This is a genomic window from Aeromonas sp. 600948, from assembly GCF_049174875.1.
In the GTDB taxonomy this organism is placed as follows: Bacteria; Pseudomonadota; Gammaproteobacteria; order Enterobacterales; family Aeromonadaceae; genus Aeromonas; species Aeromonas veronii_A.
In genome coordinates this window covers 191,740-213,579 of sequence record NZ_JAAKTY010000005.1, presented here as the reverse complement: position 1 = coordinate 213,579, position 21,840 = coordinate 191,740, and the positions used below count along the sequence as shown (strand labels likewise).

Sequence of the window (21,840 nt, the reverse complement as noted above, 5' to 3'; positions counted from 1 at the left end):
AGGAGGTTTTATGAAATTTGGCATCAAATCCGTTGCGGCAGCCCTGCTGGCCACTCTGGTACTGGCCGGTTGCGGTCAAAAGGAAGAGAACAAGACCCTGAAAGTAGGCGCCATCGCCGGCCCCGAGACCGAACTGGTTGAAGTGGCCGCCAAAGTGGCCAAGGAGAAATACGGCCTGACCGTCGAGGTGGTCAACTTCTCCGACTACGTCACCCCGAACGTGGCGCTGAACGATGGCAGCATCGACGTCAACGCCTTCCAGCACAAGCCCTATCTGGATGCCCAGATCCGTGATCGCGGCTTCAAGCTGGTGCCGGTCGGCAACACCTTCGTCTACCCGATCGCCGGTTACTCCAAGAAGATCAAGGCGCTGAGCGAGCTGAAAGATGGCGCCCAGATCGCGGTGCCGAACGATCCGACCAACCTGGGTCGCTCCCTGATCCTGCTGGCCAAGCAGGGTCTGATCACCCTGAAAGATGGTGCCGGTCTGGAAGCCACCGTACTGGATATCGCCAGCAACCCGCGCAACTTCAAGATTGTGGAACTGGAAGCTGCACAGCTGCCCCGTTCGCTGGAAGATGTGGATCTCGCTATCATCAACAACACCTTCGCCGGTCAGATTGGTTTGACCCCGACTGAAAACGGCCTGTTTGTTGAAGACAAAGAGTCCCCGTACGTCAACCTGATCGTCGCCCGCGACAACAACAAGGATGACGAGAAGGTCAAACAGTTCGTACAAGCTTTCCAGACCGATGATGTTTACAAGAAAGGTCTCGAGCTGTTCAAAGGTGGCCTGGTAAAAGGTTGGTAATTGCTCACTCGGCAAAAAAGGCCACGCAATGCGTGGCCTTTTTTATTGGCGCCGCTATCATATCCGCGAGCACGGCAACACGAACATACTCATAACATGAAAAAATGGTATCTGGCCTACTGCAAGCCAAAAGAAGAGGCCCGCGCCCGCGCCCACCTCGATGCCCAGGGTATCGAATCCTATTACCCCATGGTGGAGATCGAGAAGCTGCGCCGGGGCAAGCGAGTTCCGGTACGGGAACCCATGTTCCCCAACTACCTGTTTATCTTTGTCGATCTGGAAGAGGTGACACCGGTCACCCTGAAATCGACCCGCGGCATCAGCCGGATCATCCACTTTGGCAGTGAATGGACCCCCATCAGCAGCAAGCTGGTCTATCAGCTGATGAGTCGCGATGACAGCGATGAGGCGAGAGCCAGCTACGCTAACCTGCCCTGCTCGGGCGACAAGGTGCTGATTGAAGAGGGGCCGCTTGCCGGCTTCGAAGCCATCTATATGGAGCCGGATGGAGAGAAACGGGCGATTTTGCTGGTCAGCCTGCTCAACCGGGAGACCACCAGCAGCTTCGACAACCACACCTTCAGGCGTCTGGACTAAACCCACGGGCCAGACGGCCCGGTGAATGGCAATAGCAATGGCGGGATGCTCCCGCCATCTCATGCATCAAGATCAAAGCGGGCGATGACCGCCTTCAGCTTGCCGGTATCGCCAGCCAGTCTGGCTACGATCTCCTCCCCCTGCTGGCTACGCTGACAGGATTGCCGACTGAGCGCGGCAATGTCGTCGACCGTCCCGGATACCTCGGCGGCCACCCGCGACTGCTGCTCGGTTGCCACCGAAATGGCCTCCAGCTGGCCCGACAGCGACTGAACCAGCTGGTTCATGGCACTCAGGGTATCGGTCACCAATCCAACAGCATCCCGCCCCTGCTCCACCAACCGGGTACCGCTGCTGACGGTACTCACCGTCTGGCGAGTCTGCTGGGAGATGGCCGCAATAGTCTGGCTGATCTCGGCGGTTGATTGATGGGTGCGGGTCGCCAGCTGACGTACCTCATCGGCAACCACCGCAAAACCGCGCCCCTGCTCGCCTGCCCGTGCCGCTTCTATCGCCGCATTGAGTGCCAGCAGATTGGTCTGCTCCGCAATGGTGGCGATCACCTCGGTGATCTGCCCCACCTGTTCACTCTGATGCTCCAGCAGCCCCATGGCCTCGTTGGCCTGCCCAATCATGGCGGCAATCTGCTGCATGGTATCGCTCATTCGCGCCAGCGCAGCCTCTCCCTGACGGGTCTGCTGCTGCACCTGCTGGGCACTATCCGCCACACCGGCAATGTTGCCAGCCACATCACGGGCACTCACCGACATCTGATCGATAGCCGCCGCCACCGCATCGACCCGCTGATCCTGCTCCGTCAGATCCGCCACTATGGCTCTGGTAGTGCTGCCCACATCGAGACAGGCCTCTTCGACCTGCCCCACTGCGCCCTGCAACTCCCCGACCAGATGATGTAACTGGGCAGACATCCGATTGATGGAACCAGTCAATTCTCCCAACTCATCCTGCCCTGTGATTGGCAAGGGCTCGGCCGCCAGCCGGCCATCCGCAACCTGCCCCGCCCGGATCACCAAACAGGCAATGTCACGGGTCAGACGACGGCTAAAGAGCCAGGCGACCAGCATGCCAAGCACGATGGCGCTGCAGGTAGCCAACAGTAGTGTCTGGTTGATGGCCCTCCCGGCTCCGGTCATCTGCGCCGAAATCTGATCCACCTCGGCGCGGGTTTTATTCACCTGCTGGACCAACTGCTCGCTGAGGCTGGACTGCATCGGCTCGATGTCGGTGGCCATCAGGTAGTTGGCCTGATCCCAATCCGGCGCCTGGCGCTTCTCGATCACCTGCCCCACCAGCTCGGAGAAGGGGGTCGCCATCTCTTCAAACAGCTGCCAGAGGCTCTGCTGGGTATCGGTAAAGAGCGCGGCTTGCTGCTTCACCTCAGCCACCCGCTGCTGGTGAAACTGGTAGTAATCCTGATACTTGCTGCGGTATTCGGGATCGCCTGAGATGAGAAAATCCCTCAGGGCAGAGAGGGAATTGGCGAGGCTGTTGTAGGCATCTCCCACCTGCTTGAGCAGCATGCGGCGATCGCCCGCGAGCTGATCCTGCGAGGTCGCCACCTCCTCATTGGCAAAGGATTGCAGCTGATCGAGCGCAGCCTCCGCCACCGGCCCCGCCTCCTGCAGCATCATGGTGTGAGCGGGCAGATTCTCTTCACTCTGGGCTATGGTCCACACCTTCTCCTGATGGCTTTTGAAGGTCTCGAGAGACTTGGCGAGCGCCGGGCTGAAGGCCTGATGGGCGATGGCCTGCCAGGCCGACTCCCACTCCAGCTTGAGGCGGGAAGCCTGAGCCGGATCCTTGCCGAGGATCAGATAGCCACGCAGGGCAGAAACGGTGGCCACCAGTGCTTTCTGGCTCGCCTCATCCCGCTGCAGAGCGGGCAGCGCCTGCTCCAACAGAGTGTGTTGGGCCTGATTGATCTGGGTCAGCCGGTAATAGACCAGCGCGGAGGAGAGCAGGATCAGCAGGTTGATAAAACCGAAGCTGAGCAGCAACTTGCTTGAGATTTTCATGAACATCCTTGTTCAAACGGAGGGATCCAGCCAACAGAATCAGATAGATATCAGTGTAGGCAATCTATCTTGCCAAGCCCGGTGCCACTCTTGCAACTCGCTGCGTGGCATCGGTCTGGCAGAGAAGAACCCCTGACAAACATCGCAGCCCAACTTTGCCAGCAACCGCCAGGTCTGCTCATCCTCTACCCCTTCAGCCACCGACTTGAGGCCCAACTTGCGCGCCAGCTCGATACTGGACTCGATAATGGCCAGACGGGATGGGTCTTCAAAACAGCGGTCGACAAAGGAGCGATCCAGCTTCAGTTCGGTAAAGGGCAGCAGCGCCAGTTGCTGCATGGAGGAGTAGCCGGTACCGAAGTCATCAATGGCGAGGCCAAAGCCGTGCATCCGCAGCCGGGTCAGCACCTCCAGCGACTTGCCCAGATCCTGTACAAAGGCGCTCTCGGTCACCTCCAGGGTGATAAGCTCGGGGTTGATGCTCCAGCGTTGACACTGATTGATCAGGGAGTTGCACAGATCGCCCTCGATCAGCGAGGTAGTGGAGAGGTTCATCGACAGATTGAGCGAGAGTCCGGTCTCTTCCCACAAGTGACCATCACTCAGGGATTTGCCGATGATCACTTCAGTCAACTGATCGATCAGTCCGTTGCGCTCCGCCAGTGGAATAAAACGCCCCGGAGAGATCAGGCCGTACTCCGGGTGCTGCCAGCGGGCCAGCGCCTCCATCCCGACCCACTCGCCGGAGGCAAAGCTCACCTTGGGCTGATACCAGGGCAGCAACTGATCCTGCTCGAGTGCACTGCACAACTCATCCAGGCCGATCCTGTGCCCCTCCTCCTCCCTTGCAGGCTCCTCCCGGGGTGACCAGGCATCGATCAGCAGCTTGAGCTGCTGCTGGGTAGAGGGTTTCTCTATGCGGCCGAGCACCTGCAAGCCATAGGCGGCACTCATCCGCAACACGGCCTCCACCACATCGTCTTCAAGGGCGCTGGAGAGGATAATCCCCCCGCGAAAACCGCCCAATGACAGGCGGCGCAGCAGCGCCATGCCATCCATGCCCGGCATCCGCAGGTCGCAAAACAGGATATCGACGGCGTGTTGCTGGCTCAGCACCAGCGCCTCGGCACCATCGGCCGCCTCCAGCAGATTCTGGTAACCCAGGCTGCGGACCTGGTGCAGCAGCGCCTTGCGCTGAAATCCATGGTCTTCCACGACCATAATGACCAACTCATGTTGTGCTTTTTTCATCGAGCCATAATCCAATGTCGTGGGCGATCGCCGTCATCAATAGCTGCACCTTGCCGGTCAGCTCATCCAGTTCCTCAAGCTGCTTCAATCTGGCAGCCGACTCCAGCCTGGCAGCCTGTGTGGCCAGCTCCTGCAGCCCGACCATGCGGGCTGCCCCCTTGATCCGGTGGGCAGTTTCTACCAGTACGTTGAAATCATGGCAAGCCAGCGCAGCCATCATATGAGCCCCATCCTGACGATTGGAGTCGAGATATTCCGCCGCCATCGCCCGCGCCGTCGGCTCATCGCCAAACAGGGTCAACCAGCGTTCAGCCTGAACGGCCAGCACATCATCGACCGCCGTCACCGCTGTACCGCCCGCCGGTACCGACTCAGCGAGCCAGTGTGCCAGCAGCTGGCGCAGGGTATCCAGCGGGTAGGGCTTGAACAGCATGTCACTCATTCCCGCTTCCACCATACGGGCATGGGCCTCTTCCGAGGTATCCGCTGTCACCCCAATAATGGGCGCCGTCACGCCCGCAGCCCGCAGCGCCTTGGTCAGGGCATAGCCGTCCATCACCGGCATGTGGCAATCGGTCAGCAACAGGGAGAATGGCTGCCCCTGCCAGGCCCGCAACGCCTTCTCGCCATCTTCCACTACCTGGGATTCAATTCCGAGGATAGCCAGTTGTCGTGCCAGCAGGGCGCGATTGACCGGATGATCATCGGCCACCAGCACCCGTCCTCCCAGCTTGTCGGCCAGCGCAGGCAGAACCGGGGCGACCCGTTCCTGCAGCAGTTCGAGACAACTCTCCAGCAGCAGATCCGGGTAGAGAGGAGAGAGCCCCAATCGCCACCACAACTGACCGCCGATCCGGCCGCGAAGGGCCTCGTTCGGTGACGCTATGATCCCTCTCAATGAGACATGCTGCAACCATCCCTGCCACTCACCGCCGAGGGCCTGCTCCAACCACAGCTGATCAGCCAGCAGCAACCCTTCCAGTGAGCGGTTGAGCTGGCTGGCATCCAGATGCCTTAGCTTGGCGCCCAACCGCCGCATGGCCGCCTCGAGGCTGGCATCGGCGCTGAAAAACCACCATTCGGTGCCAGCCAGCGGGGGCGCATCCCATTGAGGGTTGGTCAGCGGCACGGTAAAGCGGAAACGGGATCCCTCTCCCGCCTTGCTGGTCAGGGTGAGTTCGCCCCCCATTTTGCGCACCAGCTGATCACAGATTGCCAGCCCCAGCCCGGTACCACCAAAGCGGCGATTGATGTCGGACTCCACCTGCTCAAACGGAGTGAACAACAATGCCTGTTTCTCCTCGGCAATCCCGATACCGGTATCGCGGATACTGATAGCAAGCTGATCGCGCAGGTAGCTGACCCGGATGGAGACCTCCCCCTGTTCGGTGAACTTTACCGCATTGTTGAGCAGATTGGAGATCACCTGACCGACCCGTACCCCGTCGATATCGGCCCAATCAGGTACATGCTGGCCCCACTCCAGCGTCACGTTGAGCCCCTTGCTATGGGCCAGGGTAGCGTGGCCACGGATCGCATCGCAGATCACCGTCTGCAACCGGCTGACCTGACAATGCAGTTGCAACTGACCCGCCTCGATCTTGGAGAAATCGAGTATGTCGTTGACCAGATAGAGCAGGTTGTTGGTCGAGGTGACCACATTACGCACCATGTAACGTTGATCGTCGTTGAGCTCGCTCATTTGCAACAACTCGAGCATGCCGTGCATGCCGGAGATGGGGGTGCGTAACTCGTGGCTCATGGTGGCCAGAAAGCGGCTGCGCGCCTGCATCGCCTGCTCGGCATAAGCACGTGCCTCGCGCAGCTCATGCTCCTGCTGCTTGAGGGCCGTGATGTCCTGAATCACCCCGTTGAGTATCAGCGCCTGCTGCTCCTGACGGACAAAATTGCCGCGTACCTGCAGATAGCGATCCCCGTCAGGGCGCTCCACCTTGACCTCCAGATCGAGGGGGGCCAGGGTCTCGGCATGGTTGGCCACCTTGCTGACAAACTCCTGCAGGGCCTGTTCGGTAAAGCCAAATACCTCACCACCCGATTCAGCGTTAAATAAATCCTGATGAGATACCCCCAGGATCTCGTTGGCCCCCTGAGAGGCATAAAGAAAGCGTCCCTTGCCCGGCCCCAGCCACAGATACTGGTAGACTACGCCGGGCATGCTGTCGGTGATCTGGGTCAGGCGAGTTTCAGCCTGACGAGCACGCTCCTCGGCTTCCTTGATACGGCTGACATCGGTCAGCACTGTCAGCACACCCCGCATGTTGCCATCGGGGTCCCGGTAAGGGCGCTTGGCATAGATAACATGAAAAGGGGTGCCATCGGCACGCAAGCTATTGCCGGCCCCCTCCAGCTCCTGGCCGCTTTGCCATATCCTGCGCTCCTCTTCCAGCACGCTCGCACGCAGGGGCTCGGGGATGCTTTGCAGGTCGTCAAGCGCCTCGCCATTGACATCAACGAGAAAGGCATCGCGATAAGCCCGGTTGCAGAGGGTTATACGCTGCTCGCTGTCGCGCAATGCCACCATGGTCGGCAATGAGTTGAGCAGGGTCTGTACAAACAGCAACTGTTCGTTGAGTTTGCTCTCTGCGATTTTCCGCTGCGCAATCTGGCGACGCAGGCTGCGGGCCCAGAACATCACCAGCAGACCGCAGGTCAACAAGGCCACTCCGCCCAGCGCCAGCCACTTGTAGAACTGGCTGTAATCGGATTCGACATTTACCGAAACATTGAGCCAGCGCCGCTCCAGCAGTTGCCACTCCTCATCCGTGATGGTCAGCAACAGCTTGTCCATGATCCGCAGCAGCTCGGGCTGCCTGATATCAACGGCCATGCTGATGGGCACGGAAAACTCGGGGGAGCTCAGCACCACCTGATACTTTTCGTTGAAGCCCTTCATGGCCTGCTGCCCCAGATTGGTCATGGTCAACAGCACATACTCGGCTTTCCCCGTATCAAGCAGGGTAAGCAGCTCGGTATCCTTGCCCACTTCAATGACGTTGCCACCATGGGCGCTGATAAGAGAAGCCTCATAAGAACCGGTCACGCCACCAATCAGGCGCCCTTTCAGCTCCGCCAGCGACTTCAACGGGCGTGCGCCGCGCCGGGATACCACATAGCTGTCGAATTTAAGGTAGGAGGAGCTGAAGGAGGCAAATGCCTCGCGATCCCTGAGCGGTGTCATCAGGGGGATCAGATCCACCTTGTGCTGTTTCAGCAGAGCCAGAGACTCTTGCCAGGTGCTGGTCGGCTCAAGTTCAAAGCGGATCCCCGAGCGCAGACTCAACAACTTCATCAAATCTGCCGCATAGCCGTGCAACACCCCTTCGTCATCAATCTCGCTGATACCGGCAAACGACGGCGCAACGGCAAACCTGACCACCTTGCTCTTCTTCTTTAACCAGGCTACCTCGTCTGGTTCCAGCAACAAACCCGCCTTGAAACGGCTGTCTTCCTGATTCAGCCGCAACCGGGCATCAGCCACCGGGATCCGCTGGTAGGCCTGCCAGATGCGATCCGTCAGCGCCGGGTCATGGGTACTGGTTGCAATGGTCAATGCACTACCGGGGATCCAGTCCGGGATCACAATCCCCATCGACTCAGGCAACCGCTCCATCTCCATGGCAATGATCGGCCCCAGAGCCAGATAAGCATCGGCCGCCCCCAGTTTGACCATATAGGTCGCCTCGTCACGGCTCTCCAGCTCGGTCACATGAGGCATCCCCAGTCGCGCTAGCTCATTGCAACTGCCAAAACCGCGAATACAGACCCAGCGAAGCTTGCGCGCCTGTTCCAGGGTCAAACGTTGATCCGGATGGCGCATCAAGATGGCGCGGGCGTAGGAGCCCAGATAGCCAATATGATTCATCCCCTCCAGCTCGAGCGCATCGAGCTCGACCCCGATCAAGGCATCAACTTGGCGTCTGTTCAGCGCACCACGGGCATCCACATAGGAGTTGTAGGAGACATAGCGCAGGGAGACCCCCATTTCTGCCGCAATACGCGAGGCCAGCTCCTTGAGCGGACCGGCATAGCGCTGATTGGGCAGTTCATAGAGGAACGGAGGATAACCACCACGGGGCACCCCGACCACCAACTCTTCATCAGCCGCACTCTGGTGGTCCGCCACTGCCTTTTCCAACTGGGGAACAGCAACAGCAGGCAGGCCGGAAAACAGCAGCAACAGGGGGAGAAAAAGCTGACGAAAGAGTGACATGAAGTCTTGTCCTGATGAGTAAAACAGATAGGCCACCATATCTAATCTTGCCGATCCTGGCGGAACAAGGCGAGAAAACATACGCATCTGTCACAAACGGGGCAGAGAGGATAGTGCCGGGGCACAGAAAAGTGAATAAAAAATCAACCTGCAAACACAAAAATGGCAGGCATTACGCCTGCCACATCACCACGGGGAGAGCGTTTACCCTCCCCTATGGATCAGGTTATTCGATTCCCGAGCCGAAAGCCGGTTTGATACTCGCTTTCGCGGATATGGGCGATCTGTCCCTCAAACCCTTCCAGACCAATATCTTTCAGCAGGGCAGGTGACAGACTGACCACGGCGAGGCGACGCTCAACCCGGGCGATCCGTTTTTGAACCAAAGACTCGACACCACGCAGTAAAATCAGTTCGATAGACATGACATTCTCCAGTTGAACATGCGGTTCTCCCGGAGAAAGTGGATGTCACCCTGCGGGACGAACCGCGGGTGATAAAAAGACAGGGGTTACCTGTTTACGCCACGCGGTAAAAGAGCACGAGATTTCACGCCGCACGCAGTGCCGCGAGAGAATGCAAAATTGAGCATCAGATGTTGCATTTTCATCTCCTTACCGAGTAAAAGTTGAACAGGTTGCAGAAGTCTAAAAAATATCCGAATTTAAAACAAGCCTCTTGCGGCTCCTTTTTAAACGTTTTTACGGCATTTTATGCTGTCCGTCTGGCAACGATGCCAGCACATCAGATCCCCGAGAGTAGCCGGTACTCTTCCAGTACATAGGTATCCGTCATGCCGCTGACATAATCGAGCAGCAACCGCACCCGGTAATACCACTCCTGCTCGTTCTGGCAGGCAAAACGCTGATCCGGGGTGGCGATCGCCAATCGATAGGCCTTGAGATGGCGGGCCGAGAGGCGGTGATAGAGACGGCGCGCAAAGAACAGCGCCTGACTCCCCTCCCCGGCCAGCAGGCGAGCAAACTGTGGCGCTGGCAGCGCCAATAGACAGGCATAACTGGTCAGCACCCCGCGCAGCGCCGCATACCCCTCCAGCTCAAGCGCTTCCACTTCGGGGCGCATAAAGACCAGCTCGCGGGCCACCTGCTTGAGGATATCGAGCACCCGCGCCGCCGGCGCCTGACCATGCAGCAGTGCTTGCGGATAGGAGCCCTGCAAAATGGCCTGATGTTCGCTGACATAGCTCTGCGCCGCCAGCGCAACCAGATCCCGGGTAAGTTGCTGGCGAAAATGGGGGAAAAAGCCCCGACCACTGGCAAGCGCGTCATCCAGCAAGGTGCCCATGTAGTCACTCTGGTCAGCAGCTCGCAGTGCCGCCAGCAGTTCACCCAGAGTCAGGATCCTCCGATCTACCGCATCTTCCAGATCGGCGATGCAGTAGGAGATATCATCGGCCGCCTCCATGATATAGACCAGCGGATGACGGCATCCTGGGGCCAATCCCAGACTCTGGCCGAGGGCACGGTAGAGCGGCTGCTCGCTAAAGAAGATGCCCCGTTTGCTGCTCCAGCCATGATGTTGGCCATAGCTCACCCCGGGTTGAGGCTGCTGCGGGTATTTGCAGAGCGCCGCCAGTTGCCCGAGCGTCAGATTGAGCTCGTGCAGACTGTGCACCAGCCGCAAGCTCTGGGCGTTGCCATCAAACAGTTGCAGATCCTGACGCAGCTCAGCCCACTGGGTCGAGGGGGGCTGCGCCAGCGCCTGCTGATAGAGGGGATCGAGCATCTCGCCGAGCCACTGGCTCATCACCTGCTCGCCAAAGTGGCCAAACGGCGGGTTGCCCACGTCATGAAGCAGGCAGGACATCTCCACCAGATTGATAAAGGCCCCTTCGCAGACCATCCCGGCTGGCAAGGCGGCCAGAATACGGCGGCTGATCTGGCGACCGGTCTCCTGCACCTCCAGCGAGTGGGTGAGGCGACTGCGCACCGAGGCCTTCACATCGAGCGGAAAGACCTGGGTCTTCTGCTGCAACCGGCGCACTGGCGCCGCCTGCACGATACGGGCGCGATCCTGCTCGGTCGCCTCCAGCAAATCCTCGTCCCCCCAAGGGTGGATGCGCGCAGGGGTAATCAAACGGCTATACATCTTGCAGCTCCTTGCCAGCCACTTCCATCAGACTCAAGACAACCTCCAGCCTCAAGACAGCAACCAGCGCCGCAGCCGGGCGATATCGCCCGGATATTCCCGGCGCAACGTCTCAATCCAGTCTTCCACGTTCTCCCACCAGGCGGGATGATCCGGGCTCTGGATCAGCTGAGCCGTCTGCTGCAAACGACGCAGGCCAATGGAGCCTGCCGCCCCTTTTATCTTATGCGCCTCCTCCACCACCCCCGCCTGATCCCGGGCGATCATGTTGGAGTCGAGCACCGCCATGTAGTCCGGCATCATCTTCTCGAACAGCTCGACGCTGGAGAGCAGCACCGGCTTGCCCACCGTATCGGCATAATCAGTGAGGAAGGGAATATCCAGCAGGGCATCCTGATTGCCCGCATCAGCTTGCTCGTCCGCTTCATCCTCGGCCAGACCGGCAAACAGATGGCCAATCACCTCCCGCACAGCCTTCGAGCCAAGCGGTTTGTTGATCACATCCCGCATCCCGCGCTCCAGATAATACTGGCGATCGCCGGTAGAGTTGGCCGTTAGTGCCACCATGGGCGGCAGGCTGTCGCCATAACGCTCCAGCAGGGTTTTCGCCACATCGAAGCCGGTCATGTCCGGCAGCTGGATATCGAGCAGAATGAGGTCGAAATCATCCGGATTGGCCATCGCCAGCGCCTGGGTGCCATCCCGTGCCACCTGCACCTGATGACCCAGCTTGCCCAGCAGGGCGCAGGCCACCGTCACGTTGAGCTCCACATCTTCCACCAGCAGGATATCGAGGGAGGGCATCTCCTCCTCCTGCTCCTGCGGCACTGGCTCGGCGCAAGCTACCTCCAGCTCGGCGGTGAAGCAGGAGCCTTCGCCCGGCTCACTGTCCACATAGAGCTGGCCGCCCATCGCCTGCACCAGCTGACGGGAGACCGCGAGGCCAATACCGGTGCCGGTGGCGTGTTTCTTGCCCTGCACCTGATAGTACATGGCGAAGATCTTCTCCTGCTGGGCGCGCGGGATGCCGATGCCGGTATCCTCCACCTCGAAGTGCAGGGCCAGCTTGCCCGGCTCGTCGGCAGGATGAGAGAGGCAGCGCACGGTGACGCCCCCCTCGTCGGTAAACTTGACCGCATTGCCCACCAGATTCCACAGCACCTGACGCAGACGGGTACCGTCGGCTATCACGAATTGCGGCATGTCGCCATCGCGATCGAAATGCAGATATAGCCCCTTCTGCTCCGCCTGAATGCGCGACAGGGTCTCCAGCTCGTCGAGGAAGGCAGGCAGATCGATGCGGGTCGGCGCAATTTCGAGGCGACGCCGATCGAGTTTGTCCAAATCGATGATGTCGTTGAAGATATTGCCAAGGGTCACCGCACTCAGGTGAATGGTCTTGAGCTGCTGGTGCTGCTTGGGATCGAGGGGGGTATCCATCAGCATCCGGCTTAAGCCCACGATGCCGTTGAGCGGGGTGCGCAGCTCGTGGCTGATGGTGGAGATAAAGGTAGTCTTGTCGCGGCTCGCCTTCTCCAGTTTGTCCTGATACTGCTTGCGCTCGGTGATGTCGCGGCCAAAGCCGAGCAGGCCCAGCCGCTTGCCGAAGCGATCGAAGAAGGGCACTTTGCGCAGCTCGAAGTAGGCCTTGCGGCCATCGGGATACTCCAGCCACTGTTCATAGGTGAGGGGCTCATTGCTGGCAAAGACCTGCTTGTCGGTCTCCACCACCTTGTTGGCAATCTCCTGCTTGTAGACATCGAAAGGTGTGAGGCCAATCAGCTCGCTCTCCGCCTTGCCGGTCAGCTCCTCCATGGCGCGGTTGCAACCGGAGAACTGCTCATCCTCATTGCGGTAGTAGACCAGATCCGGGGAACAGTCGATAAAAGAGCGCAGCAGAGCGGTACGCTCCCCCAGATGAAGCTGGGCTTTCTCCCGCTGGAACACCTCGTTCTCGAGATCCTCGATGGCCTGCAGACGCAGTGCCTCGGCCCGGTTGGTCTCGGCAATCTGGGCATTGAGGCGACTGATGTTCTCCTGCAACTGACTGTTGAGCTCCAGATCCCGCTCGCGCATATCCTGCAGCTTGCGCACCATCCGGCTCAATCGCTGACGGGAATCCTCCAGCTGATCCACCACGATGGAGAGGAAATAGACCGCCCAGGGGGTCACCAGCAGGCCAAAGAAGACCGAGCGCACGAAGTCGATCACATCAATATTGCCGCGCAGGAACAGGGTCACCCCCATCTGGATGGCGACAGCCAGCACTATGATGCCAGCCGCCAGAAACATGCTGAAGCGCACCAGTCCCAGCTTGGTCATCAGATCGACGTAATATTGTGCCCAGGATTTAATCTGCTTCATCTTGTTATTTTCTCCCCCATATCCGCGAACAGAATACCAGCACAGAGAATTGAACTCTTCTTATCTCGCACAATTAATTAACGATTCGCCTAGTGAAATGAGTGAGTTAGGATATTTGATGAAATTCTGTCAGTTGCCATTAAGGGTGGCCCCCTATAATCGCCCACCTGGTAATTTAAACGCGTTTAATTTAGGAGTTATCTGATGCGCAACACTACCCTGCTTGGTCTGGGCCTGCTGGTCGCAAATAGTGCATATGCGGATTTGGGAACCATTCCCAACGAATCGGGCTGGTCCGGTTTCCTGCTTGGCGGCGTCAACGTCATCAATTACGAATCCAACTTTTACAGCGGTGACGACGAAAATCGTCGACTGAGCGGACTGGGCAGTGCAGAGAGCAGCTCCGCCGTCGCCCCGCTGCTCAACGCAGATATCCGTTACACCTTTGCCGATACCCGCACCCAGGTCTTCCTCGGTAACCTGATCCAGGATGCCATCCGTTTCGACTTCACCCAGCAACTCGGTATCCGCCAGGAGATGAGCAACAAGGGCACAGTGGCCGGCTCCGTGGTCTTCAATGCCATGCCAACCGAGCAGTGGAGCGATCCCTTCGCCGTAAGCGTCGATCGCCAGTCGACCGATATCAAGTCAAAAGGGGTGCGCTTCGCCTGGGACAATATCTGGGGCAGCAACTTCTTCGGCAGCCTGACCACCCGCAACATCGAAGTCGATGAAGAGCGCAGTGGCAGCCAGTATGGTGCCGACACGGCGGCCAAGCTGGATCGCAACGGCAAGATCCACGCCCTCGACCTCTCCTACAAATGGCAGCTGGCAGCCGGTCAGGTGCTGGAGCCGGCTTTCATCCACCGTCAGGCTGACCTGGACGGCAGCGCCCAGAGCTACAAGAGCAACGGCCTCCAGTTGACCTACGGCAAGCGGGCATCCCAGTGGTCCTTCGTCAGCAACCTCTATCTGGGTCAGACCAAATATGATGAAGCCAACCCAATCCCTGACTTTGGTAACAAAAAAGCCGACTCCGACGAGTTTGCCCTGACCGGTACCTTCTTCTGGCACCGCCTGTTCGGTATTGCACCGCTCTCGGCAACCTTTACCGCTGGCTACGCCAAGTCCGATTCCGACATCAACTTCTACGATTCTGAATCGGTGATGTTCAACACCGGCCTGCTCTACAACTTCTAATAACGGTTGTGCGCACCGATACAACAAGGCCACCCGAAGGTGGCCTTGTTGCTATCCGGCATTTGCCTCAAATACCCAAAGAGTCGAGCAGATCATCGTGATCATTACTGGCTGGCGCAGCGGCTGCCGGGGCCGGCTTGGCGGCATCCTGCTTGGCTTGGGCGATCAGGGCGTCAGGATCCAGCTCCTCGTGCTCCATCCCCTCATTGTGAATGCGGATGAACTCGGTCTTGTCCATCGCCAGCTCCAGATAAAAGATGTTGTTACGGGCGGTGAAGAAAGTGACGCGGCGGGACTCCGGACTGTCAAGATTGGTATCGACGCTCAGCATCACCTGCTTGTTGAGGGCCAGCATCTTCGGCTGGTTCTGGGTAATGTGAGTCTGCAAATCCCGGCCCACCTTGACGGTAAAGCTACCGACGATCTGGTTCATCAGTTCGCCCATCACGTTGCTCACCTCGTCAGAGGTATGGGAGATGGCGAGATCCTCCTTGGAGAGCCCCATGCTCAGCATGTAGCTCTCGTACAACTCCATGGCGGCAGCGGCGGAGAAGTTGATCACCACCAGACCGGAAAAACCGCCATCGAACAGCACGAAGCAGCCGATATCCGGCTTGAGGCAGGTCTTGCTGATCCGCTGCACCATGCCGGAAAACCGCACCTGACTCATGGTCGCGGCACTCAACACATCGGTCACCGAGTTGCACAGGCTGAGCAGTACATCCTCAGTCGTCAACACGACGTCATCATCGGCTCTTGTCACTATCATGGGACCTTCCTGAACATCGAGAATGGGCTTATCTATACCATAACTCTAACAGATGGCGCGGCCCGAAGACTGAAATAGCGACACGCCTCTCAGTTGACGCCGTTATCAGCAGCCGCAGGGGTAAAACCGCTCAGCTTGGCGAGCCGGGCACGCCATCTGTCGGCCTGCTGCGCCAGCACCTGTGGCTCATAAGGCACGATCGGATGAGCCCCCCAGATGGGGCCTGGCCAGGCAGCATCGGTGGCGAAACGTGCGACATGGTGAATGTGCAGCTGTGGCACCAGATTGCCCAGCGCCCCTATGTTGATCTTGTCCGGGCTGAGGGCCTGCTCCATCAGGGCGGCGACGGCGCAGGACTCCTGCATCAGCTGTTGCTGCTGCTCCGGCGCCAGATGGTGAATTTCCCGCAGGTTGGCTACTCGCGGTACCAGGATGAGCCAGGGATACTGGCTGTCTTTTGCCAGCAAGACACGGCAGAGGGGCAGATCCCCGAGCCACCGGGTATCTGCCTGCAGGCGTGAATGCAATTCAAACATGAAAACCTCGTTGAGTACGATGAACAGAGCGCCTGAAAAAAGGAGTGTCCACGTTACTGCAACGGGCAGAAAACTTAAAGCTGTGGCACGGCCCAACCGATAAAGCGCTTGCGCAGGGCTGGGTCTGCCTGGAGGAACAGCTGCTGCAACTGCCCTTCCAGCTCGCTGGCTGCCACAACGGGTTGAGCCCCACCAGCGGCCGTGGCCGTTGGCTGCGTAGCAACGGCGCCAGCCGCCAGCGCCGCCTTGCCGCCGCTGCGGTTGTATTCAGCCAGTTTGCCGTTCCAATCCACCCCAAGCAGCATGCCGCTGGTCACCAGTGCGTCCTGCTGGATGGCAAGCGCGCGGCCATTCTCCTGCAGCGCTACCACAGGAGCCTTGGCATAGGCCTGCATCCCCCGCTCGTCTCCCGGTACGCTGGCCGTCAGCTGCAAATGCTGATTGCTGCCCTGATAGCGCACCACCTGCGGCTCGGAGCGTACCTGCCGATCATTCTCGCTGCTGCTGCGGCTGGGGATCACCCCCTCGAAGCGCACCAGCAGTTGCTGCTCACCATCCGCCAGGGTGGCATGCTGCTCATCCAGCAAGGTGCCGTTGCTCACCGCGAGAATGCGGAAATTCTCCGGAACCTTCACGTCCACCATGGCCTGCACACTGCCAGCCCCCAACACTGCACAGAGCAGCACAAAACCGGTCAACCCTCTATTACTCTTCATTCCCGCTGATCTTCCTGATGCCGATGATGGGCGCAGGGTAGCAGCCGAAGATGACAGAAAAATAACGCCGCTCAGAGCAGGTAGTGGGGTCGCTCGGCAAACCACTGGGCAAGCACCTGCTTGAACAGCCGGATCTTGCGTGGCACCCGCCGCTGCTGGGCATGCAGCACATGAAGCTGATGCAGCCCGCTCTGCCACTCATCTAGCACGGTCACCAGCTCCCCTGCCGTCAGCAGCGATTCCACCAGCATCAGCGGGCACTTGGCATAGCCCATACCGGCACGCGCCAGTTGCAACACTGTGCTGTAATGGTTGGCCCGCACCTTGCCCTGCACCAGAATGTGGGCCTCTTCCCCTTCACGGATAAAGTGCCACTGCTCCCAGGCCGGATTGTGCCCCTGCAACAGGCAGCTGCGCCCGCTCAGCTCATAGGGAGTGGCTGGACGCCCCTCTCTCGCTACAAGTGCGGGGCTGGCCACCACTACATCCTTGAGTCGGCCAATAGGAAGTGCGACCAGATTGTCCGGCACCTCGTTCATGGCGCGCAGGGCGATGTCGTTCTCCCCCTGGCTCATGTCGACCATCTGGTTGGTGAAATTGAGCTCCACCTCCACCCCCGGGCAGAGCGCGGCAAAACTGGTCAGCAGCTCACTCACCATGCGATCGCCGGTACTGACCGGGCAGGTAAAACGCAGTCTTCCGCTATCCTCTTCGGTCAGCGCCTGAATATCCTGCTCCGCCTGCCGAACCAGCGCGAAGATCTCCCCCACCTGCTGGTAGAGGGTCTTGCCCGCCTCGGTCAGACTGAGGCGGCGGGTGGTGCGCTGCAACAGTTGCGCATTGAGGGAGGACTCCAGCGCGCTGACGTGGCGGCTCAGCATCCCCTTGCTGACCCCCAGCGTATCGGCCGCAGCCGAGAAACTGCCGCGCAGCACCACCTCATAAAAGCTGGCCAGATGGGCGATATCCATCATTAGCTCCAATATGGAAACAATGGGTTTATTTTACGCGCTTTTTCACATTTTCTGTTGCGCTAGAATCGATACATTCCAACCAGGAGTGATGCAGATGAAAATTGTGATTGTGGGTGCCTCCGGCACCGTCGGTTCCGCAGTCAGTGAACTGCTTGCCAAAGATCATCAGGTGATCCGGGTCGGCCACAGTCGTGGCGATGCCACGGTCGACATGCGCGATCCCGCCTCCATCAAGGCGCTGTTCGCCAAGCTGGGCCAGTTTGATGCACTGGTTGTCGCCAGCGGCAGCGTGGCCTTCAACGGCCTGACCGAGATGACCGACGAACAGTGGCAGGTGGGACTGGAGAGCAAGCTGATGGGCCAGATCAACCTGACCCGCGCCGCCATTCCCTATCTGACTGACAAGGGCTCCATCACTTTGATCAGCGGTATTCTGAGCGAGGAGCCGATCAACTGGGGCGTGAGCGCCAGCACAGTCAACGGCGCTATCGATCACTTTGTGAAAGCGGCCGCCTGCGAGTTACCCCGCGGCCTGCGCATCAATGTGGTGAGCCCCACCGTGCTGGCGGAGTCGATGGACAAATACGCTGACTTCTTCCCGGGCTTCGTACCGGTACCCGCCGCCAAGGTAGCGCAGGCCTACAAGAAGTCGGTGCTGGGCATCCAGACCGGCCAGGTGTTCAGGGTCAACGGCTAATCGCCGCTCGCTTGCCGCCAGACCAGCAATAAAAATGGGCCCCATAGCGGGGCCCGTCTGTTTATCTGCCTCTCTCCTTCACCATCAGCAAACGTTTGTTTGTTGGCGACAAAAAAAGAGCGCAACCCTTAGTCGATCAGACCGTACTGATCGCGCAGCACCTCGATGATCTCCTGCTTGGGATTGGCAGAACGCGCCAGCTTGTGGCCGATAATCTTCTCGGCGATCCCGACGTAGGTGTTGGAGATATCCATCATCACTTCGGTCGGCAGCTTGTTGTCGCGGGCCAGGGCAAAACGTTCCGGCATGCGGTTCTTGTTGAGCAGGATGTCCGGATCCGGGAAGTGGTTGAGCAGCCACTGACGGAAACCCTCTTTAGACTTCTCGACGATCTGGCCGTCGCGCAGGGCGGCGCCATCCCAGATACGGGAGCTGTCGGGGGTGCCCACTTCGTCCATGTAGATCAGCTTCTCGTTGCCTGCCGCATCGTGGACATAACCAAACTCGAACTTGGTATCGACGAAGATCTGATCCAGCCCGGCCAGCGCGTCGCTGATGACGTTGAAGCCCTCTTTGAGCAGCACTTCGTAGCGGTCGATGTCGGCCGGCTTGCTGAAGTTGAAGCCCTTATAATGGCGCTCGATATCGGCACGGGAGACGTTGACGTCATCGGCTTCCGGCACGCCATCCAGCCCTTTCAGCACGCCCTTGGTGGACGGAGTGATGAGGATCTCCGGCAGCTTCTGATCCTTTTTCAGCCCTTCCGGCAAGGTGATGCCGCAGAACTCGCGCTCGCCATCCTTGTAGGCACGCCACATGGAGCCGGTGATGTACTGGCGGGCAATCGCCTCGATCATCACCGGACGGGCTTTTTGCACGATCCAGACGAAAGGGTGCGGAATATCCAGAATGTGGCTGTCGGCCAGTCCCTTCTCCTTGAACAGCTTGAACCAGTGGCTGGAGATGGCGTTGAGCGCCGCCCCTTTGCCCGGTACGCCGTTCAGGCCATCCTCACCTTGCCAAATGCAATCGAAGGCCGAGATGCGATCGCTGATCACCATGAGGGCGAGGGGCGCATCGGCCGGCACATCATAGCCTTTCTCTTTTATGAGCCGGGCACTGTCTTCGGGGGTCAACCAGTAGACGCTGCGCACTTTGCCGGAATGGACAGGTTTATCGGTACGGATCGGCAAATCGTCATTCACCGCCAATACTTGATCTGCAAGACTCATGGCTAATAACACTTCCTGTTTGTGGGGGGGTAAACATCGCGAGTCCCTCACCTGCGCGCTCTGTTTGCAACGGGCTGGCAAGGGGGCTCGCATCATCGAAAACCGCTCGGAATCCCCGCGTTTTCAGGGGGATTTTGATAACAAAACAGGGGCACAAGGCCCCTGAATTTATTCTGCTTTTGCTGCTGCCTGATCGGCCAGCCCCTTGGCGAACGCCTCGGACAGGCTGATATACATCTGGGAAATAACCCCGGACGATACCGGCTTCTTGTCCTTGTCGAACAGGGTGATGGAGGTCTTGCCTCCCGCCATTTCGCCAAGCTGGAAGCGGTATTTCTCCTCCTCCAGTTTGAACGGCTCGCTCCCTTTCGCCTTCCAGAACTCGGCACCCGGCTCTTCGTACTCGACGTCGATCCAGCCCAGTGACTGCTGGGTATCCTTGATGGTGAAACCGTAAGCAGGCAGTACCTGGTTGAGGCGACGCCACACCTGATCAAAGGAGCCTTCGGCAATCCAGGCGCTCAGTTCGTTGTTGTCCAGACCCAGTTGCAGACCCATGCCATCGTTGGACTTGTGCTGCTCGCGGGCTTTCAGCTGGCTGTCGTAATAGAGAGAGAACTGGTTCAGCACTCGCGCGGCATAGCGCTGGGCATCGGCAGGGGTCAGCTTGTTGCTGGTCTCGCCGTCGATGGTCTCTTCGTGATCCAGTACCCGGACCGACATATTGACAGCGTGGCGCTGGGCATCGTTGCGCACGGTGAACTGGTAACGCTGACGGATTTTGAAGTCTTCGTCATCTTCACCCCAGCCATCGAGAGCGACCGTGTTGTCAAACCAGCCGGTCTGCAATACGCCATCCTGCTGATCCAGCTTCTCGGTGGTGACCTTGTATTTGGCCAGGAAGTTCATCAGGAACGACCAGGTATCGCGCTCCACGCTCTGGCTGGTGCTGAGGGCATAGAAAGCAACGGTCGGTTCGGTTGCGCTCTGCACCACCTGACTGCCCGGTACCACGGTCAGCAGCTGAGCGGGTGGGCGCACATCGACCTGGGCGCCGAGGGCACCTTCACGGCTGCTCTCAGGAAGCGGCGGAATATCGTACTGGCTGTTGAAGGTGGGGGCACTCAATCCTGCGGGGATCAAGAACGCGCGGCCCTCGAGGCGGGCATCTTCATAACCGAAGTCGCGGTTGGCCATTTTGCGATCCTGGGGGGTGCTGCAACCGGCCAAGACGGCCACAGTCGCAACGCTCAGCACCAGACGGGCTCTATTTCCCTTTCCATTAGATTTAAACACTCGCCATCAACTCCGCTGTGGTCAGTGCTCGCGCCATCAGCTGTTCGCCCTCGGGAGTGAGGTCAACCAGCGGCAGGCGCAAGGTGGCTGTTGCAATCAACCCCAGTTGGGCACAGGCCCATTTCACCGGGGTGGGGCTCGGTTCGCAGAACAGAGTCTTGTGCAACGGCATCAAGAGATTGTTGATGTCATGCGCCTGTCCGGCATCACCGGCCAGCGCAGCACGACACATGTCGGCCATCTGGGCCGCTGCAATGTTGGTGGTGACCGAAATCACGCCATCGCCACCTTGCAGCATAAAATCACAACCAGTGGCATCGTCGCCACTGTAGAGAGCAAACTCCGGCCCGCACAGCTCGCGCAGCCGCGGGGTGCGGCTCAAATCGCCGGTTGCCTCTTTCAAACCGATAATGCCGGGAACCTTGGCCAGACGGGCCACGGTCTCCGGTTTGAGATCGCAACAGGTGCGACCGGGCACATTATAAAGAATTTGGGGCAGACCACTAGCCTCGGCGATCGCACAATAGTGGCGATAGAGACCTTCCTGAGTGGGCTTGTTGTAGTAAGGAGTCACCGAGAGGCCCGCCACCACGCCGGTTTTGGCCAGTCGCTTGGTCAATTCAATGGCATGGGCAGTATTGTTGGAGCCGCAACCGGCGATGACGGGAATGCGTCCGGCGGCATACTCAACGGTCTTTTCAACGACGGCGATATGCTCCTGCTCGCTCAGGGTCACCGATTCCCCTGTGGTCCCAACCGCAACAATGGCGCAGGTCCCGGCGCTGACATGATAGTCGACCAGTTTGGCCAGACTGGCCCAATCGACTTCACCTGAAGCCAGCATGGGGGTAACGAGCGCAACAATACTACCGCGTAACATGGACTTTTCTCCCGATTTTCAGGGGCGTAATGGTAAAGCTGACCCCTTTGAAAAACAAGGGAGAGAGGGGGCAAGCCGTGATACCATCCGGAACAAAAAGTAATGGACGAAAGTCGGCAGCGTCCCTCAGGGAGTGGTCAT

17 protein-coding genes are annotated in these 21,840 nt (G+C 59.0%); 4 read left to right on the top strand and 13 right to left on the bottom strand.

Going from position 1 to position 21,840, the window contains the following annotated elements; all coding sequences use genetic code 11:
* Positions 1-10 precede the first annotated feature (10 nt).
* Both metQ and rfaH read left to right on the top strand, forming a co-directional pair.
* Entirely contained in the window at positions 11-811 is an 801-nt protein-coding gene (metQ, locus tag G5182_RS06605; protein ID WP_227341984.1) for a methionine ABC transporter substrate-binding lipoprotein MetQ, read from the top strand.
* Positions 812-907: 96 nt separating this feature from the next.
* Positions 908-1,408 carry a transcription/translation regulatory transformer protein RfaH gene (gene rfaH / locus G5182_RS06600; RefSeq protein WP_058057235.1) on the top strand — a complete coding sequence of 167 codons (501 nt, stop codon included), beginning with the start codon at positions 908-910 and terminating at the stop codon, positions 1,406-1,408.
* Between the two features lie 59 nt (positions 1,409-1,467).
* Here the strand turns inward: rfaH and G5182_RS06595 are convergent, their stop codons facing one another.
* The 6 genes from G5182_RS06595 to arcB form a co-directional block, all read right to left on the bottom strand.
* A complete protein-coding gene (locus G5182_RS06595) occupies positions 1,468-3,444 on the bottom strand; it encodes a HAMP domain-containing methyl-accepting chemotaxis protein (RefSeq protein WP_421254264.1) in 1,977 nt (658 codons plus the stop codon).
* A 39-nt stretch (positions 3,445-3,483) separates the two neighbouring features.
* Positions 3,484-4,695 carry an EAL domain-containing response regulator gene (locus G5182_RS06590; protein WP_227341982.1) on the bottom strand — a complete coding sequence of 404 codons (1,212 nt, stop codon included), beginning with the start codon at positions 4,693-4,695 and terminating at the stop codon, positions 3,484-3,486.
* Entirely contained in the window at positions 4,676-8,926 is a 4,251-nt protein-coding gene (locus G5182_RS06585) for an ATP-binding protein (protein ID WP_227341981.1), read from the bottom strand. The genes G5182_RS06590 and G5182_RS06585 overlap by 20 nt, the downstream gene beginning before the upstream one ends.
* 221 nt (positions 8,927-9,147) lie before the next feature.
* Positions 9,148-9,351: a hypothetical protein gene (locus G5182_RS06580; protein ID WP_216952918.1), complete on the bottom strand. Its 204-nt coding sequence runs from the start codon at positions 9,349-9,351 to the stop codon at positions 9,148-9,150.
* Between the two features lie 319 nt (positions 9,352-9,670).
* Positions 9,671-11,035, bottom strand: coding sequence for a dGTPase (gene dgt / locus G5182_RS06575; protein WP_216952917.1), 1,365 nt, complete (start codon positions 11,033-11,035; stop codon positions 9,671-9,673).
* Positions 11,036-11,086: 51 nt separating this feature from the next.
* Positions 11,087-13,399, bottom strand: coding sequence for an aerobic respiration two-component sensor histidine kinase ArcB (gene arcB, locus G5182_RS06570; protein WP_216952916.1), 2,313 nt, complete (start codon positions 13,397-13,399; stop codon positions 11,087-11,089).
* A 204-nt stretch (positions 13,400-13,603) separates the two neighbouring features.
* Between arcB and G5182_RS06565 the strand changes: the two genes are divergently transcribed.
* Complete coding sequence (locus G5182_RS06565) at positions 13,604-14,599, top strand: DUF2860 family protein (protein WP_216952915.1); 996 nt, start codon at positions 13,604-13,606, stop codon at positions 14,597-14,599.
* Positions 14,600-14,666: 67 nt separating this feature from the next.
* Here the strand turns inward: G5182_RS06565 and G5182_RS06560 are convergent, their stop codons facing one another.
* The 4 genes from G5182_RS06560 to G5182_RS06545 all read right to left on the bottom strand — a co-directional run bounded on the left by G5182_RS06560 (position 14,667) and on the right by G5182_RS06545 (position 17,591).
* On the bottom strand, positions 14,667-15,368 hold the full coding sequence (locus tag G5182_RS06560) for a DUF3334 family protein (protein ID WP_227341980.1): 702 nt from the start codon (positions 15,366-15,368) through the stop codon (positions 14,667-14,669).
* A gap of 89 nt (positions 15,369-15,457) precedes the next feature.
* Complete coding sequence (locus tag G5182_RS06555) at positions 15,458-15,904, bottom strand: HIT domain-containing protein (RefSeq protein WP_227341979.1); 447 nt, start codon at positions 15,902-15,904, stop codon at positions 15,458-15,460.
* 74 nt (positions 15,905-15,978) lie between these two features.
* A complete protein-coding gene (locus G5182_RS06550) occupies positions 15,979-16,620 on the bottom strand; it encodes a DUF2057 domain-containing protein (protein WP_227341978.1) in 642 nt (213 codons plus the stop codon).
* Between the two features lie 71 nt (positions 16,621-16,691).
* Positions 16,692-17,591: a LysR family transcriptional regulator gene (locus G5182_RS06545; RefSeq protein WP_227342988.1), complete on the bottom strand. Its 900-nt coding sequence runs from the start codon at positions 17,589-17,591 to the stop codon at positions 16,692-16,694.
* A 97-nt stretch (positions 17,592-17,688) separates the two neighbouring features.
* On the opposite strand from G5182_RS06545, the gene G5182_RS06540 reads away from it, so the two are divergent.
* Complete coding sequence (locus G5182_RS06540; RefSeq protein ID WP_064338734.1) at positions 17,689-18,291, top strand: short chain dehydrogenase; 603 nt, start codon at positions 17,689-17,691, stop codon at positions 18,289-18,291.
* A gap of 128 nt (positions 18,292-18,419) precedes the next feature.
* On the opposite strand, the gene G5182_RS06535 is transcribed toward G5182_RS06540, so the two are convergent.
* From G5182_RS06535 to dapA, 3 genes are all read right to left on the bottom strand, one after another.
* Positions 18,420-19,523: a phosphoribosylaminoimidazolesuccinocarboxamide synthase gene (locus G5182_RS06535; RefSeq protein WP_245147344.1), complete on the bottom strand. Its 1,104-nt coding sequence runs from the start codon at positions 19,521-19,523 to the stop codon at positions 18,420-18,422.
* A gap of 168 nt (positions 19,524-19,691) precedes the next feature.
* Entirely contained in the window at positions 19,692-20,819 is a 1,128-nt protein-coding gene (bamC, locus tag G5182_RS06530; protein WP_005349235.1) for an outer membrane protein assembly factor BamC, read from the bottom strand.
* Entirely contained in the window at positions 20,812-21,699 is an 888-nt protein-coding gene (gene dapA / locus G5182_RS06525; protein WP_227341977.1) for a 4-hydroxy-tetrahydrodipicolinate synthase, read from the bottom strand. The genes bamC and dapA overlap by 8 nt, the downstream gene beginning before the upstream one ends.
* Positions 21,700-21,840 lie beyond the last annotated feature (141 nt).